This is a genomic window from Kiritimatiellaceae bacterium, from assembly GCA_013141415.1.
Classification (GTDB): domain Bacteria; phylum Verrucomicrobiota; class Kiritimatiellia; order Kiritimatiellales; family Tichowtungiaceae; genus Tichowtungia.
In genome coordinates, this window is record JABFQY010000002.1 from 94,681 (window position 1) to 111,835 (window position 17,155).

General features: G+C 56.4%; 14 protein-coding genes. 9 read left to right on the top strand and 5 right to left on the bottom strand.

The features are described from left to right. Window positions 1–21 precede the first annotated feature (21 nt). The 4 genes from larE to HOO88_03290 are packed head-to-tail and all read left to right on the top strand — an operon-like array spanning window position 22 to window position 2,993. Window positions 22–834, top strand: a complete 813-nt coding sequence (gene larE, locus HOO88_03275; GenBank protein ID NOU35778.1) for an ATP-dependent sacrificial sulfur transferase LarE — start codon at window positions 22–24, stop codon at window positions 832–834. Window positions 835–854: 20 nt separating this feature from the next. Next, window positions 855–1,505 carry a nickel pincer cofactor biosynthesis protein LarB gene (larB, locus tag HOO88_03280; protein ID NOU35779.1) on the top strand — a complete coding sequence of 217 codons (651 nt, stop codon included), beginning with the start codon at window positions 855–857 and terminating at the stop codon, window positions 1,503–1,505. A 37-nt stretch (window positions 1,506–1,542) separates the two neighbouring features. Continuing rightward, entirely contained in the window at window positions 1,543–2,748 is a 1,206-nt protein-coding gene (gene larC, locus HOO88_03285) for a nickel pincer cofactor biosynthesis protein LarC (GenBank protein NOU35780.1), read from the top strand. A gap of 50 nt (window positions 2,749–2,798) precedes the next feature. Further along, entirely contained in the window at window positions 2,799–2,993 is a 195-nt protein-coding gene (locus HOO88_03290) for a hypothetical protein (protein ID NOU35781.1), read from the top strand. A gap of 26 nt (window positions 2,994–3,019) precedes the next feature. Here the strand turns inward: HOO88_03290 and typA are convergent, their stop codons facing one another. The 4 genes from typA to HOO88_03310 all read right to left on the bottom strand — a co-directional run bounded on the left by typA (window position 3,020) and on the right by HOO88_03310 (window position 7,075). After that, window positions 3,020–4,837: a translational GTPase TypA gene (gene typA / locus HOO88_03295; GenBank protein ID NOU35782.1), complete on the bottom strand. Its 1,818-nt coding sequence runs from the start codon at window positions 4,835–4,837 to the stop codon at window positions 3,020–3,022. Between the two features lie 99 nt (window positions 4,838–4,936). Next, entirely contained in the window at window positions 4,937–5,416 is a 480-nt protein-coding gene (gene msrA, locus HOO88_03300; protein ID NOU35783.1) for a peptide-methionine (S)-S-oxide reductase MsrA, read from the bottom strand. Window positions 5,417–5,481: 65 nt separating this feature from the next. Beyond that, window positions 5,482–6,792 (bottom strand): DUF2851 family protein, encoded by a 1,311-nt coding sequence (locus HOO88_03305; protein NOU35784.1) that lies wholly within the window; start codon window positions 6,790–6,792, stop codon window positions 5,482–5,484. Window positions 6,793–6,796: 4 nt separating this feature from the next. Next, entirely contained in the window at window positions 6,797–7,075 is a 279-nt protein-coding gene (locus HOO88_03310; protein ID NOU35785.1) for an HPr family phosphocarrier protein, read from the bottom strand. Between the two features lie 174 nt (window positions 7,076–7,249). Between HOO88_03310 and HOO88_03315 the strand changes: the two genes are divergently transcribed. Together HOO88_03315 and HOO88_03320 are read left to right on the top strand one after the other, a co-directional pair. Further along, window positions 7,250–9,787 carry a hypothetical protein gene (locus HOO88_03315; protein ID NOU35786.1) on the top strand — a complete coding sequence of 846 codons (2,538 nt, stop codon included), beginning with the start codon at window positions 7,250–7,252 and terminating at the stop codon, window positions 9,785–9,787. Window positions 9,788–9,844: 57 nt separating this feature from the next. Beyond that, window positions 9,845–12,238, top strand: coding sequence for a phenylalanine--tRNA ligase subunit beta (locus HOO88_03320; GenBank protein ID NOU35787.1), 2,394 nt, complete (start codon window positions 9,845–9,847; stop codon window positions 12,236–12,238). A 301-nt stretch (window positions 12,239–12,539) separates the two neighbouring features. Here the strand turns inward: HOO88_03320 and HOO88_03325 are convergent, their stop codons facing one another. Then, the gene (locus HOO88_03325) at window positions 12,540–14,030 is read right to left on the bottom strand and encodes a sulfatase-like hydrolase/transferase (GenBank protein NOU35788.1); all 1,491 of its coding nucleotides are present in this window, start codon (window positions 14,028–14,030) and stop codon (window positions 12,540–12,542) included. Between the two features lie 125 nt (window positions 14,031–14,155). On the opposite strand from HOO88_03325, the gene thiE reads away from it, so the two are divergent. The 3 genes from thiE to tsaD are packed head-to-tail and all read left to right on the top strand — an operon-like array spanning window position 14,156 to window position 17,129. Continuing rightward, a complete protein-coding gene (gene thiE / locus HOO88_03330) occupies window positions 14,156–14,779 on the top strand; it encodes a thiamine phosphate synthase (GenBank protein ID NOU35789.1) in 624 nt (207 codons plus the stop codon). Window positions 14,780–14,838: 59 nt separating this feature from the next. Next, window positions 14,839–16,074, top strand: coding sequence for a S41 family peptidase (locus HOO88_03335; GenBank protein NOU35790.1), 1,236 nt, complete (start codon window positions 14,839–14,841; stop codon window positions 16,072–16,074). After that, window positions 16,062–17,129: a tRNA (adenosine(37)-N6)-threonylcarbamoyltransferase complex transferase subunit TsaD gene (tsaD, locus tag HOO88_03340; GenBank protein NOU35791.1), complete on the top strand. Its 1,068-nt coding sequence runs from the start codon at window positions 16,062–16,064 to the stop codon at window positions 17,127–17,129. The genes HOO88_03335 and tsaD overlap by 13 nt, the downstream gene beginning before the upstream one ends. The last annotated feature ends 26 nt before the right edge of the window (window positions 17,130–17,155 follow it).

Sequence of the window (17,155 nt, forward strand, 5' to 3'; positions counted from 1 at the left end):
AAGCCTGTCCTACATTAGAAAATGAAAACGGAAGAAAAGTTGAATCGGCTGGAAGAAATTTTCCAGTCATTAGGAAAAACGGTCGTCGCTTTTTCCGGCGGCGCGGACAGCACCTTTCTGACTGCCGCCGCCGTCCGCGCACTCGGAAAAGAAAATGTACTGGCCGTCACCGCCGTTTCCGCCACGCTCACCGATGACGAACAGGCCGAGGCGGTAACACTGGCCGGAAAGATCGGCGTGAAGCATGTTCTGCTCGAGACCGACGAGTTCAGCGACGCGCTTTTCACCGCCAATTCCGCCGAGCGCTGTTACTTCTGTAAAAAAATACGTTTTCAGGCGCTCGTCGGCTGGGCCGCCGACCGCGGTTATTCATGGATTGTCGAAGGAACCAACGTGGACGACGCCGGCGACTACCGACCCGGCAGCCGCGCCGTCGCAGAACTGCCCGCCGTGCGCAGTCCGCTCAAAGAAGCCGGACTGACCAAAGCGGAAATCCGCGAAGTTTCCAAACAGTGGAACCTGCCGACGTGGGAGAAGCCGAGCGCCGCCTGTCTCGCCTCGCGTATCGAATACGGACTGCCGCTGACACCGGAACGGCTAAGGCAGGTCGAAGAAGCCGAAAAACTGATCCGTCCGTTTTGCAAAGGCCAGCTCCGCGTACGGCACCACGGCTCGCTGGCACGCATCGAAGTCGAACCAGAATGGATTTCAAAACTGGCGGAGCCGGAAACGGCGCGGGCGATCTCCGGCAAACTGAAATCACTTGGGTTTCATCACGTCGCGCTGGATTTATCCGGCTACAAAATGGGCAGCCTGAATCAGGATTTGAAATGAAACCAAAACTGTTCGAGGAAATGGGGTTCGCGAAGATCGATCATCATCGCACGGAGCGGTGCGGCGCGCCGGAAGCGATTTACTGCCAAGGCAAAACGGCGGAGCAGGTGGCGCAGATTGTCGAGCGGATGAATCAGGGCGCACATGATATTCTGGCGACGCGGGCCAATGCCGAGACCTTTGCGGCGGTTAAAAAACTGGTGCCGGAAGCGGAATACCACGAAACCGCCAAACTGATCATCGTCCGCAAGGAAACGCTTACGCCTGACCCCGACCGCTTCATTCTCGTGATAACCGCCGGAACCAGCGATATCCCGATTGCCGAAGAGGCCGCGCTGACGGCGGAGCTGATGGGCCATCGCGTTGAGCGCGTGTTCGATGTCGGCGTCGCCGGAATTCACCGGCTGTTCGCGCAGGAAGAAAAAATCCGCAGCGCCAATGTGATTATCGTCGCCGCCGGAATGGAAGGCGCGCTCGCCAGCGTAGTCGGTGGACTGGTGAATAAGCCGGTGATTGCGCTGCCGACGAGCGTCGGCTACGGCGCGAGTTTTGAAGGACTGGCCGCCCTGCTCGGTATGCTGAACAGCTGCGCCGCAGGCATTGCGGTGGTGAATATCGACAACGGCTTCGGCGCGGGCCGCCTCGCCGGAATGATGAATTCGATGAGATAGGAAGAGTGGAGTATTGGAGTAAGGGAGTACTGGAATAATGGAAAAGAAAAAAACAGCAGTAAATCAACACTCCAACACTCCAGCACTCCACTCATCCACTCTCTACCTCTCCGGCTTTGCCGGAATCAGCGGCAATATGTTTGTCGGTGCGCTGCTGGACGCCGGGCTTCCGGAAAACGTTTTCCGGAACATGGTGAGCGCTTTGCCCGTTTCTGGCTATCAGTTGAAAATAGAAAAAGTCGTGAAGCACGGAATCAGCGCGACGCATTTTGATGTAGTGCTGGATCGCGACGGACACCAGCCGCACCGCCATCTCGCCGACATCGTAAAAATCATCGAGGGCGCGAATCTCTCCGCGACGGTGAAAGCCCGAAGCATTGCTGTTTTCACCCGGCTTGCCGAAGCGGAAGCCAAGGTGCACGGCACAACGGTGGAGAAAATTCATTTTCATGAAGTCGGCGGCGTGGATGCCATCATTGATATCATCGGAACGGTGTTCGGACTCGAAGCGCTCGGCATCGAAAAAGTTTACGCCGGAAATTTGCGCACCGGACACGGCATAATCCAATGTGCCCACGGTGCCATGCCGATCCCAGCACCAGCGACAGCGGAACTTTTGACCGGCATTCCGTACACGCACGGCGATATTGAAAAAGAATTGCTGACGCCAACCGGCGCCGCGCTGCTCGCCGTACTGTGCGACGGCTTCGGCGACCGGCCCGCCGGTTTTGTTTCTGAAAAAATCGCCTACGGCGCGGGCGGCTGGGATCTCGATATTCCGAATGTCCTGCGTGTGCAGCTCGGCACCATTACGGAAAAATCCGACGAACTGCTGGTGATGGAAACGAATATCGACGACTGCAATCCGCAGATTTTCGATTATGTGATGGAGCGGCTTTTCAAAGCCGGCGCACTGGATGTCTGGCTAACGCCGATTCAGATGAAAAAGAACCGCCCGGCCGTGACACTTTCCGTGCTGGCGCCTGCCGCACTTCAGGACGAAGTGGAAAAAATAATTTTCACAGAAACCACGACGATCGGAATCCGCCGCTACACTGTGCAGCGTACGGCCGCCGAGCGCCGCGAAGAAACCGTCAACACACCGTGGGGCACTGTGCGGATGAAGATCAGCTCCATCAACGGCAACGTCTGCACGGTCACACCGGAAGTGGATGACTGCCGAAAGATCGCGACGGCTACTGGCGTGCCGCTTAAAGAAGTGCTGGCTTCAATAAGAAATTAAAGCCGTTGATTTCTGAGAGGGAATCCCCTACATTGCGCGCCAACGCGAATATGAATGCACAGGCATCCAGAAAAAGGCTTTGGCGCCGCGACCCGCCAATTCCGAATCCGTACCGTGACACGCTGAGCCAGGAAATCGGCTATAAGCTGGACGCCCGCTATGCCGGATGTCTGCTTATTGCGCTGGCCACAGGCGTGCTGATGGTTTCCGGCGGATCCTTCGTCGTCTACTGGCTCCTGCACTAAGTCGCTGTTCCCGATTATCGGAAAATTTATTCCTCGTCGGCGGCGGAGCGTTTCATCCGTTTGCGTTCGTTGTCGGTGAGGTAGCGTTTGCGCAGGCGAACGTTGTGCGGCGTGACTTCAACCAGCTCGTCGTCTTTGATGTATTCCAGCGCTTCTTCAAGGCTCTGTTTCTGCGCGGGAGCAATCTTCATGGCGCGATCGGAACCGGAGGCGCGCATGTTGGTAAGCTGTTTGGCTTTCTGGACGTTGACGAGCAGATCCTTGTCGAGGCAGTGCTCGCCGACAATCATGCCCTCGTAGCAATCTACGCCCGGATCAATGAAGAAGATGCCGCGCTGCTGCAGGCCGTCGATCGCAAACGCAACCGAACCTCCGTTGCCCATGCTGATCAGCACGCCGTTGTTGCGGTGGTTGATTTCGCCGGTATAGGGCGCGTAGTGCAGGAAGCGGTGATTAATAATCCCTTCGCCCGCCGTGGCGGTCATCATCTTGCTGCGCAGCCCGATCAGTCCGCGGGTGGGAATGTGAAAGGTCATATTTTTGCGCAGGCCAAGCTGATCCATGCGGATCATTTCACCGCGGCGCATACCGATCAGTTCGATGGCTTTGCCGGCGTATTCGTCCGGCACGTCCACCGTCAGAATTTCAATAGGCTCCTCTTTCACGCCGTGATGTGTGCGGAAAATAACGCGCGGCTGTGCGACGGTCAGCTCGAAGCCTTCGCGGCGCATGGTTTCGATGAGAATGGAAAGGTGTAGTACGCCGCGACCGCTGACGATAAAGGAGTCGCCGCCGAATTCTTCGACGCGTAGCGCGACGTCACGCTCGGTTTCCTTAAGTAGCCGTTCACGAATGTGGCGACTGGTAACAAATTTGCCGTCTTTACCGAAAAACGGTGAATCGTTGACTCGGAAGGCCATGGAAAGAGTCGGCTCGTCGAGCGCGATCAGCGGCAGTGCTTCGGGATGTTCGGCGTGGGCGATGGTATCGCCGATATCGATGTCCATGATTCCGGAAATGGCGCAAAGGTCGCCGCACGGAATACTGGTGGTCTTAACGCGGCCGAGGCCTTCGAAGGTTTGCAGTTCCTTGAGCTGAACATTCCGTACCGATCCATCGCGCTTGATGATGCAAGTCGGCGTTTTCAGGTCGAGTGTACCGCGGTAAACGCGGCCGATGCCGATACGGCCAACATAGTCGTTGTAGTCCAGCGTGGTCGCCTGCATCTGAACCGGACCTTCTTTGACCGGCGGACCCGGAATGTACTTCACGATGGCATCCATCAGCGGCTTGATGGTGTCGCGCGGGTCGTTCAAGTCGGTGACAGCCCAGCCGTCACGGCCACTGGCGTAGATCACCGGGAAATCAAGCTGGTCATCATTCGCTTCGAGTTCGGCGAATAGATCGAAAACCATGTTGTGAACTTCGTCGCAGCGCGCATCCGGCTTATCCACCTTATTAATAACTACAACTGGTTTCAAATTCAGTTCAAGCGCCTTGTCCAGAACGAAGCGGGTTTGCGGCATCGGACCTTCAGCAGCATCCACCAACAGAAGTACGCCGTCGGCGAGGTTGAGTACGCGCTCGACCTGTCCGCCGAAATCGCTATGGCCGGGGGTGTCGATCACGTTGATCTTCACGCCGTTATAAACAATGCTGATGTTCTTGGATAGAATGGTAATGCCGCGCTCGCGCTCCAGATCGTTGCTGTCGAGCAGGCAGGTTTGGAACGCTTCGTTGTCGCGCAGAATGTGGGCCTGTTTAATAATCTGATCGACCAGCGTGGTTTTGCCGTGGTCGACGTGCGCGATAATCGCGACATTGCGGATTTGCTCGTTTCTCATAAATTCTCCGGATAAGGGCGGAGAATCTACGCACCTGCCCGGAAAAAGCAACCTTTCGGGCGTTAATTCTGTGTGTCCTGAATTCCGAGGCGGCGGCGGTCAAAAAATGTGGCAGGCGGGGCCGCCGTTTTTCTCAAAATAGCGCTGGTGATATTCCTCAGCGCGGTAGAACGGCCCAGCAGGCAGAATCTGCGTCGCGACCGGCTTTTTATATTTTCCGCTCTTATCCTGTGCAGCTTTGGCGGCTTCGGCGGCGGCCTTCTGTTCCGGCGAATGGCAGAAGATCGCCGAGCGATATTGCGTACCGACGTCCGGCCCCTGCCGGTTAACCTGCGTCGGATCGTGCATCTTGAAAAAGAGTTCTAGCAGTTTTCCGTACGAGACCCTCGCCGGGTCAAACGTGATTTCAATCGCTTCAGCATGGCCGGTGGCATCGGTGCAGACCTCTTTATAGGTCGGCTTCTCCGTTTTTCCGCCGGTATAGCCGACCTGCGTGTCGATCACGCCGGGCACCTGCCGGAATGCGGATTCAACGCCCCAGAAACATCCGGCGGCAAACGTGGCTTTTTCGGTTTTCATAGCGCCCTCCTCTGCCGGAGAATGTCCGGCAATTGCGGCAATCAGCACGCTGAACAGCATCGCTTTCATGAAGGCATTGTACCGCGAAGGATGAAATCATGGAACATCTGAATGAGCCCCTGACGCGCCAGCGCCGTGCGGTAAAGCTTCGGCGAATGGTCGGGGCCGAAGAGCGTATAGGCCGTTTCTCGGATGACGCTGTTCATCGGTTCGACCGGCAGATTGTTCAAAGCCGAACTATCCCCCTTCGCCAACCGGTATGGCGCGATCACGTTTAACTCAATCGCATTTAACCGGTCTTGGCCGACCAGCTCCGCCGGCTTTTCTTTTCCCGTCCACCCCGCATGACGGCTCCAGTAACAGTCCTCCGGTGTTTGGAAAGACCCGAGAGCAATATACTGCGCCAAAGCGCATAGGCGGCGAACCGGATGATTCAGCGGACGCACACCGGCGAGCCGCCATTCGCTTTTATCGAGCGGCGCGATCTCTTCCCATTTATGCTGTTCGCGCCACCAGCAATCCCAAAGGGAGCGCAGTTCTGTTTTGGAAGATTGCGGCCAGCTGGCGGCAGGTTGTTTCGGAAGCAGTCCGGAGATGCCAAGCAAGACGGCATAAACTGTTTTCCAGTCCGCGCCGTACGGCGTGAGCGCTTCGAGCGAAAGTCTCTGCGCCAGTTTACGGAACGGCGCCTTATTGTGTTTATAGCCGAGCGCGGCGGCGGTTTCTTCGTAGAGCGCCTGCGCTTCGCCGCGCCGCTGAATCAGCCAGGCCATCCGCAGCGTTTTCTGCCGGAGCCGTTCTTCGCCCGCGCTTTCCAATATGCGGATAATTTCGTCCGGCGATTTTTCAACCATAGGAAACTCCGCCGTGGCGCGCGGCTCGTGATACGGATAAGCGGAAAGATCGATGCTCTCCAGATCGGCGGTGCAACTATCCGCCAGAACAATATGAACGGTTCCGGGCGGGAAAAGCGTTTCGTCAACTTTCCCAGTAAACCAGGTGATGTGAAATCGGACGTTTGAATAGCGCGGATCGGTGTGGTGCCCGTGGTTTTTCCAGTCGTTGGGAAAAATATGAATCTCGGCGTCGCCTGCCACGCGCCGCTTCTCGCGACCAATCAGAAGTACCGCGCCGGAAAAGTCCGGCCCGGCTTCGAGATTCCAGCGGCCGGGAGTTTCAACCGTCACCGGTTCGCCGCGCGACGTTTTCAGATTTTGCGGACGCAACCGGTTGTCGAACCAAAGCGCATGCAGATGACGTTCGCTGTACGGGAAATAGTGTCCAGCGGTTTCGCGGACTTCGCCGGGAGAAATCAGTTTGCGGTAGTCCGCCGCGTTCGGGAAAAACGTTTCCGGAATGGGCGGTGCGGCATACATCCGTTCAACGCCCCGCGTTAGGAAAGTCGAACTCGGTTTCGAAGAGTTCTTTGAATTTCGCGGCGGCGGCGGCTTCGTCGGAGCCGTTTGCTTGAATCGTGATTTGGGTGCCGTGTTCAAGGCCGAGAATCATCAGCTCCAGCGCGGAGCCCAGCTCGCAGGAGCCCGAAGGGGCCGTGACGGTGACCGTACTTTTGAATCCGGCAACGGTCTGAGTGATAACGGCCGTCGGTCGGCAATGAATGCCCGCCTCGTTTTTGATGACTGCCTTTACCTCAACCATAGTGCGGCAAATCATGCGCACAGCGGCAGCTTTTTCAATCCTTATCTCAGAAACACTTCCCGTTTTGTTTCCGGAAGCCCACGTTTGATTAAGCCCCGCCTGAGCGCTTGCCCGCAAAAGTCAGCCGTGTTTAACTGGCGCCCCATTATAATGAAACAAGCTGGAGGAAAGCAGATGCTGAAACGAAACCTTGCTGTTGCCGCAACCTTACTACAGTCCAACCCTCTTCCCGCGGCTTTGCCGGAACTGAATACGTCCTTCGGTCATGCAAAGGTGCAGACGCAGGATAATGGGCTGATCGTTTCGACCGGCAAGGTTGAGCGGCGCTGGATGTGGACAGGCGGCGGCTTTACCACCGTTTCATTGAAGGATCTCAAATCCGGCAAGGAATGGATTTCCGCAAAGACCGGCGCGGCATCCGACTGGCAGATTCCCGGTATAAATGAAACCGTCGGCCAGCTGGTTTCGCTGACCGCCGAAGAGAGCACAGATGAGGGGTTCACCTCTCCGCATTTGAATGTTCAAGCCGAGATCGCCTATCCTGTATCAGGAAAAACGGTTCGTTACCGCATATGGGCCTATCCGGACGCTCCGGGACTGCGCACTCAGGTCGGAGTCAAAGGCGGAACCTTATCTGCCGCCGCATCCGCCAAGGAAGCCGTTGAAATTGTCCCGCAAACAGGCCGGGATATCGATAAAGACAACATCGCCGTGCGGGCGGGAACCAATGGCGTGTGCTCTTTTGCTGTGAAAGGACTGGATCCGGCCAAATCATATCAACTCGGACTCAGCTGGATTGATCTCTGGGGACAGAACCGCACACAGACTGTTACGGTTTTTTCCGGCGACAAAGAATCGTCCCAGATTATTATTGAGGCGAACAAACTGCCTCAACCGGATGCGCTGCCCGAGGCCCTCTCGGTCGGCATCACCCGGGCGCTGTATCACAGCGGCACCTGCACAATTCAAATTACAAATCAGGGGAATTATGATCCGGTTATTTCCGAACTTTGGATCAATGAATCAGAACCCGGGGACAAAAAAAGCGCCGTCGCCTATCTGAACTGCGGAGCTGCAAAGGCGCAAGACGCGATGACGAATATGGAGGATCAAGAAGGGGTTGCTGATACACTGCCTGTAAATCTGTGCGGCTTGCGCCTGATTGCATGGGGATACGCGGATGACACACAATCCATCAACTCGCCAACCATGCCGATTCTCCGCGAGCAAAACACCGATTCCTTAGGCCCGGTCGGCGAAATCATCTGGGCGAGCGGCATGGATCTGTCAGATCAAAGTGGACACCTGATTGTGGTCAAAGAATCCAATAAGTGTTTCAACACGGACTTCGCCGCCAACAACGGGCGGTTTGCATGGAGCGCCGCCGGGCTTCGCAACACCGGGCTTGGATGGCTTCCGGAGGAGCTGTCCGGCGACAACTACAAAGACGGATGGGCCACATGGATCATGCTCGGAAACGGCTCTGATGATGAGGCTCAGCTGGTACTCAAACAATTCGATCGATTCCGTTACCCCGTCCATCCGGGAAAGGATATTTACATCCTCGCCAACACCTGGGGCAGCGCCGCCGCCAAAATCGACTCCCAGCTGGCGGCCCGGGAAAGCAATCTTCTGCGGGAGATTGATAGCGCAGCGGATCTGGGTATTGATATTCAGCAGGTCGATGACGGTTGGCAGGGCTACGAGACCGGCGGAAAAAACTGGCGTCCAATCGCCTCACTGCAAGCTCCGGACGGTGCCTGTGTAATCGAAGAGTACGGTTCGGAAACAATCCCTGTCTATCCTGACGGATGGGTCAATATTCGGAAACACGCTCAGCAAAAAAACATCAAACTCGGCCTTTGGGTACACGGCTCCGCCGTGCCGATTGAAGACCTGATCTGGAATCAGCGGCAAGGCGGATTCTCCGTTGTTAAGTATGACTTTTTCAACATGAGGACTATGGCCGAAGCACAGATGCATCTGAACAAAATGCGTACATTTATAAAGGCGGCCGATCATCAGGTGCGGGTGAACTGGGATGTCACCGACAAGCCGCGCATCGGGTATTATCTCGGACGCGATCAGGGCGCCATTTATCTTGAAAACCGCAAGCCGAAAAGTCCGGCCAGCGTGATTTATAAACCCTATCTGGTTCTGCGCGACGCATGGGAAATCTCAAAATACGTGAATCTCAACAAGTTCGAACTCACCGTTCAAAACGCAGACCGCGTCAGCCGGAATCCGGATTCATACGGCGAAACCAGCGACGCCTGGAAACATCCGCATGACTACTGCTTCGCGCAAACCATGATGGGCACGCCGATCTTCTTTCAGGAAACACAACTCTACACCCCGGAAGCACGTGCGCAGCTCAAGCCGTTAATTGCGCTCTATCGGAAACACCGTGCCGCACTTTATGCAGGGTATGCGTTCGCATTGGGGGCCCAGCCTGACAACCGGAACTGGTCCGGATTTCAAAACTATAATCCGGAAACCGGGGTTAGCTATCTCACGGTATTCCGACAGATTGAAAACTCTCTGACGGAAAATGAAATCGACATAAAGTTCTACCCGCCGGAAAGCCGCCTTCGCGTCACAAACCTTGTAAATAACGAATCAACGGATCGCATCGTCGGGAACAACGGCGCAGTAAAATTGACCATTCCTCAAGCTCCCGGGTTTCTGTTCCTTCGCGTAGAAAAAATGTGATTTGCCGGGAATAGCGGTTCATGTTTAACTGCCGCCCTGTTTTGAAGGAACTGAACTATGAAATTTGCGCTGAGCTGGCTGAAGGAATATGTGGATTTTGACGACACGATCGCGGGGCTTTCGGACAAACTGACGTTTGCCGGGCTCGAGGTCGAACATATCGAAACGCTGGGCGGCACGTTTGAAGGCGTGGTCGTCGGCGAGGTGAAGCAGGTCGAGCCGCATCCGGACGCCGATAAACTGCGCCTCTGCACCGTCGAATACGGCGCCGCCGAAACGTTGCGCGTCGTCTGCGGCGCACCGAACGTCGCGGTCGGCGGCAAATATCCGTTCGCCACCGTCGGCACCACCCTGCCGTGCGGCATTAAGCTCAAGAAAGCCAAAATCCGCGGCGTCGAATCGCTCGGTATGCTTTGCGCCAAGGATGAACTCGGACTCGGCGAAGACCATTCCGGTCTGCTGGTTCTCGACGCATCGCTCAAACCCGGCACGCCGCTCGCCGCCGTCATGGGCCCGGCGGAAACCGTTTTCGAACTGGAAATCACGCCGAACCGCCCCGACTGTCTCAGCATCATCGGCGTCGCCCGTGAAGTCGCCGCCATCTACGGCAAGCCGCTCAAGATGCCGTCCATCGATCTGAAAGAAGCTTCGGAGCCGGCCGAGAAAGAAGTCAGCGTGGAAGTGAAAGATTCCGGCAAGTGCCCGCGCTACACCGCCCGCGTTTTGAAAAACGTCCAAATCGGCCCGTCGCCGGACTGGATGAAGCGCCGCCTCGAAGCCTGCGGCATCCGTTCGATCAATAACGTCGTGGACATCACCAACTACGTCCTGCTCGAAACCGGCCACCCGCTCCACGCCTTCGACTACACTTTGCTCAAGGACGGAAAAATTATCGTCCGCCACGCCGCCAAAGATGAAAAGTTCACCACGCTCGACAGCGTGGAGCGTCGGCTGACCGAAGAGATGCTGGTCATCGCCGACGCCGGTAAAGCCGTCGCGCTCGCCGGAGTCATGGGCGGCGCCAACACCGAAATTAAAGACGACACTTCGACCGTGCTGATCGAGGCCGCGACGTTTGAACAGTCCGGCATCCGCGCCACTGCCAAAGGACTCAGCCTTTACACCGACAGCTCCTACCGTTTCCAGCGCGGCGTCAACGGCTCCAGCGTGGAATGGGCCAGCCGCCGTGCCGCCGCATTGATGCACGAACTGGCCGGCGCCAGCGTCTGCAAAGGCGTCGTCGATGTTTATCCGACACCGAAAACTAAACGGCAAATCACCGTCCGCTGGCAGGCGGCCTGCGACTTGATCGGCATGAACGTGCCGGTTGAAGCGATGAAGAAAATTTTCCAATCCTTGGAAATCGCCATTCTCTCCGCCGACGCCGAAAAAGCGGTTCTGGAAATTCCGACGTTCCGCGACGACCTCGAACGCGAAGTGGACATCATCGAAGAAGTCGCCCGCATGAACGGCGTGGACAAGATTCCCGAAAAACTGCCGGTTGCCGAAACGGTCGCCGGAGTCAGCGACAGCCGCGTCCGCGCGATTACCGCCTGCCGTAAAAATCTGGTCGGACTCGGCGCGCGCGAAATCATGAACTACACGCTGGTCAGCCATCCGCTGCTCGACCTTTTCGGCAAAGACGATGCCGCCGTCCGCGAAGAATTGCCCCACCCGATCAGCGCCGAACAATCCGTCCTGCGCACGTCGCTGATTCCGCAGATGATCGAAAGCCTCGGTCGCAACAAGTCGCGCCAGATTGATGAAGCGGTCTTTTTTGAAATCGGCCGGACGTTTGCCAAGACGGTACAAACCGAAAAGGTCTGTCTCGGACTAATGGGAGCCGCCGGGCGCGGCGCACTCGACAAACAGCGCGCCCTCGGCGAAGAGGAAGTTTTCCTCTGGCTCAAAGGACTCATCGAAAAACTGCTCGCCGCACAGAAAGTTTTGGATGTGAACTTCCTGTCCATTGAAAATCCGGCTTTCGAAGCGGGCCGCGCCGTAGATGTATTTTCCGGCAAAGAAAAAATCGGCGTCATCGGTCTAATCAATTCCGCCGCACGCAAAGAATGGCGATTGAACGATCCGGTCGCCGCCGCCGAACTGAATCTTGAGCCGCTGATTTCCAATGTTTGGAAACGGAGTGCGGTGCAGGACATCCCGACTTATCCGGCGACGGAACGCGACTTCGCCTTCATCGTTGATGAAGCGGTGCGTCATGAAGAAATTCTGGCGGCGGTCCAGTCCGCCGCGCCCGCCGAACTCGAAAGCGTGAAACTCTTCGACGTCTTCCGTGGCAAGGCGATGGAGAAAGGCAAGAAGAGCGTCGCCTACAGCTTTGTTTACCGCTCGCCGTCCGGCACACTGACCGATGAAAAGGTCAACGCCTTCCACGAGGCCGTTGGCAAAAAAGTTTGCGCCTCCGTCTCTGCCGTTATTCGCGAAGGATGATGTGGGGAATCTCACCACAAAAGTGAACTGGCCGCTTGACCGGAAAATACCGCAGGCGTAACATCTGAGTCGTGAGGAAGAGAAGAAGCGAAACCTCACTTGATCTTTCAAAATTTAGCCCGCCCGGTCAGGCAACAAGTTTCCGATCCGTTAAACAAAATAATAAAGGGCGCTCAGGACAGTGATGGTGTATCCCACCAGCACTTTAGGGCGCCCACCTTGTAAATCAGGGTTCGGAAATGAGCCTCCCGGATACGGGCCTTCTTAAAAACCGCCTCGATGTAAATCGGGCGGTTTTTTGCTATGCACCAACCCGCGGCTGGAATTTCCCTTCGGGCGCGGTACGGATGCACCACTGAATCAGTTTTCCCATGAGCATCCGGATCGGTTCGTCGTACCCGGCCCGGCCCCATAGGTTGACCAGTTCGGACGGATCATTTTCCATGTCGTACAGCTCGTGATCGTCCGTCTCGCGCATGACGAGTTTCCATTTCTCTGTGCGAACCATCCGGGTGCGCGCCATGGTATCGGGATATTTGGAATAGGTTTCCTGTTTGCCCAGCGTCGCAGGCCGGGTTAATCCGTCGTGCACCTCGGAGGGCGAAACATTAAACCGCGCGCGCATCGAAGTTTCGTGACCTCCGTCAGCAAAAACAGCTTCTTTGCGTTTTTCTCCGCGAATGGCCGGAAGCATAGATTCGCCGTGGATATCCCAATTGCCTTCCAGTCCGAGAACGCTGAGAACAGTGGGAACCAGATCGATGTGCTCGGTCATACTGGAAACGCGGGTTCCTTCTGAAAGCCCGGGGACATGCATGATGAACGGAACGCGGGTCAGGCAGTCGTTCATCACAGTGTCCCACTTTTCAGGAAGGCCGTACTGGCCGGCGAAATCGCCGTGGTCAGATGTGAAGACGACGATCGAATTCTCAAGAAGCCCTTCCTCTTCAATGGCTTTCAGCACGCGGCCCATCAGGTCGTCCACTTTGGAGATCATTCCGTAATACACGGCCTGAATCTGACGGAAGTCTGCCTCGGTGGCATTCGGGCCGGAACGCACTTCGCGCATTTTCTGAATACACAGCGGCGCATTTTCCGGCACGCTATGGGGGTACGCTTTAATCTCATTCCGGTCGTACATGGAAAACCACGGCTCCTCCACCTTGTATGAAGGATGCGGCGCGCTGATGTTGAGCTGCATGAAAAACGGTTTGGAGCGATCCCGGACATTTTTCAGGTAATGGATTGCCTGTTCCGCGCGATTGTCGTCACAGAATCCCTTCAAAGGGTCTGTCACCCGGCCAACGCGCAGGTTGACCGCTCCGTCGTTTACGTGAACCGGCGCACTGTCTGCGCCGGGCTGTTCGACTTCCCATGTCCGCTCGAGAAGCGGAGCAAAATTCTCCGGCTCGAACGACTGGTAATCGACCACGCCGGAACTCTTTTTATTGTTGTCGCCGAAAAAGTTTTCCCAAACATGATTCAGACCAAACACGGCGGTTTCGTAGCCGGCACCGCGCAGCGCGGCGAGCAGATTCGGACGATCCACGGGCAGCAGATTGGTGTCGTTGACCGTTCGAATGCCGTCGGCATGGGCGTACCGTCCGGTCGCCAGGGCGCAACGGCTTGGAACGCATTTGGTATGAACAGTAAAATGGCGTTCAAAAACAATCGAGCGAGCCGCGAAGCGATCAAGCTCTGGAGTTTTGCAGTCCGGGTTTCCTGTGAATCCGGGAGCGTCCCCTCTCATTTCATCTGAATGCAGGATGATCAGGTTTTTTACACGTTTCATGGTTGTTTTAAGGTGCAACAGTTGTCAGGAGTCGTCAATATTCAATCCATTCAAAAACTGGAGCCGCGTCATTGAGTTGAGGATAAATGCGGCGCCGGAACAAAAAACGGATAGGATTTGCCGCGATGAAAGAGAATTTTGGACTCTATATGGTCATGACCGATCCGGTCGTTGGATATGAAGCCTGCGCCCGGGCCGCCGTAAACTGCGGACTGCGCTACGTCCAGTTACGGATGAAAAATGCGCCCCGCGCCGCGATCCTGTCTGAAGCCAAAAAAGTCCGCGCCGTCACGGCCGGCACCGGAACGCTTTTCATTATGAATGACGATGTGGAACTCGCCTGGGCATCCGGTGCCGATGGTGTTCATCTCGGCCAAGGCGATATGCCGCTCGATGAAGCGCGCAAACTCTGGAACGTGCCGGGAAAAATATTCGGTCTTTCCACACATAGCGAAGCACAGGCGGAAGCGGCGGTCGTGCTGAAACCGGACTACATCGGCGTCGGCCCGGTATTTCCCACGCCGACCAAAACCATCGCTGATCCCGCGCTCGGCATTGAGCGCGCCGGAACGATTATCAAAAACTCGCCGCTGACCTGCGTGGCGCTCGGCGGACTCGACGAAACCAATCTCGCCGCCGTGCTGAAGGCCGGTGCGGTCAACTTTTGCGCCGTCCGCGCCATTATGCAGAATCCGGAGCCGGAAAAAGTGATCCGCGCGCTCCAGCAGATCGGTCGCACCGCAGTCTGAGCTTCCAATGGCTGGAGAAAATCAGCTAGTCTCTCGAGACTTTTTTTCAGGAGAACCCTATGAAACTCAAACTCGCCGTTATGCTGTCCGTACTCTTCGCTTTCACCGCCGCCCCGCGCGCCGCGGAATCCTACACCAACGCCTACGAAGCCATTACGCTGTTCACCAAAGTGCTTGAAGAGGCTCACCGCAGTTACGTGGATACCAACGAGGCGGGCTATGACTCGCTGATCCGCCATGCGCTGACTGGAATGCTGCAGGATCTCGATCCCTACAGTCAGTTTCTGGATAAAGAATCTTACGGCGATATGAAGGACGATACAGCCGGACGTTTCAGCGGCGTCGGACTGGTTGTCAGTATAAAAGACGGCCTGCTGACGGTTATTGCGCCGATGGAAGATACGCCGGCGTTCCGCGCCGGGCTTCTTTCCGGCGACATCATCGTCGAAATCGACGGCAAAGAGACGCGGGAAATGTCGCTTTCGGACGCCGTGAAAAAGATGCGCGGTGAAGCCGGGGCGGGCATCAAACTGAAAGCGATCCGGCCTTCGACGCACGAAGTGAAGGAGCACTCGATCATCCGCGAGGAGATCGTGGTCGCCAGCGTAAAGGACGACAAGCTACTGGAAGATCACATCGGCTACATCCGCGTCACCCAGTTCAATGAGCCGACAGCGGCAGATTTGAAAACCGCGCTGAAAAAGCTGGTGGATCAAAAGATTAAAGCGCTGGTTCTCGACCTGCGCGGTAATCCCGGCGGACTGCTGACCGCCGCGGGCGGCGTCGCGGAACTTTTCCTTCCGCGCGGCGAACTGATTGTTTTCACAAAAGGGCGCGAAGGCGAAAAGGCGGATCAGCGGATCACTTCGTCCGGAACGACACATTACACCGATTTCCCAATGGTAATTCTGGTCAACGGCGGCAGCGCCAGTGCCTCGGAAATTGTTTCCGGTGCGCTGCAGGATCATAAACGCGCGGTGCTGGTCGGCGAAAAAACGTTCGGCAAGGGTTGCGTGCAGAGCGTCCTGCCGCTGGAAGACGGCGCAGCCATCAAGCTGACCACAGCGCTTTATTACACGCCCGGCGAACGGGTCATTCAGGATCACGGTATTGAGCCGGATGTGAAAGTTGTCATGAATCCGGAAGACCTTTTCAAAATCCGCATGAAGCAGGCCCTTCAGAACAGCGACACAAATAAGGTTCTGTCCGTGGAGCCGGAAGTCCGCGACGTTCAGCTCGACTACGCCATCGGCACGCTCAAGGGCATGATGATTCAGCAGGAATGGATGAAGTGATTCTCCTCGGTATAGAAACTTCGTGCGACGAAACCGCCGCCGCCGTGCTGATTGACGGAGCCGTTCGCTCAAATGTCATCTATTCCCAGATTGCCAAACACGCTCCGTACGGCGGTGTCGTTCCGGAAATCGCCTCGCGAGATCACGTCAAAAAACTGCCGGGCATTATCGAGGAGGCGTTGCACGGCGCCAACTGCTCGTTCAAGCAACTCGACGCCATCGCGGTGACATACGGCCCCGGACTGGCCAGTTCGCTGCTGATCGGCTATTCCGCCGCACGGGCGCTCAGCCAGCGGCTCGGCATCCCGCTCACCGGCGTGCATCACCACGAAGGTCACATCTATTCCGTTTTTTTGGGCGAAAATCGGCCCGTACTCGATGGCGCATTTCCGATGATGGTTCTGCTCGTCTCCGGCGGCGACACCAAGCTGGTTTATATGAAAGCGCCCGGCCGGTACGAAATCGTCGGCCAGACCATCGACGACGCGGCGGGCGAAGCGCTTGATAAAGGTGCGCTCCTGCTGGGCCTCGGTTATCCCGGCGGGCCGGTTATTCAGCGCACCGCCGAAGGCGGCAATCCGTACGCCGTGCGCTTTCCGCGCGGCCTCGATAACGTCGGCGGCGAATGGAAATACGAACTCGACCGCAAGCTTTGTTTCAGTTTCAGCGGACTCAAAACCGCCCTGCTCTATCATGTGCAGAATCATCCCGAAACGATGAAAGACGAAGCCGCCAAAAAGGATTTGATTGCCAGCTATCAGGAAGCCGTCGCCGACGCGCTCACGGTCCGGGTTGAGAGAGCGCTGGAACAATATGACTGCGCCTCATTCGCCTGCGCCGGCGGCGTATCGCTCAACAAAGTCCTGCGCGAAAAACTGGGCTGTCTGTCAGAAAAATCCGGCGTTCCGCTACGGCTTTCTTCGCCGAGACTTTGTACCGATAATGCCGCCATGATCGCCGGAGCCGCTTACATTAAATGCTCCGCCGGACACGCATTTGTCACGCCGGAAGATGTGAACCCCGCTTTACGGCTAGAAAATTGGAATATTCGTTAATGCAGGAATCTGGCTGTGTCCGCAAA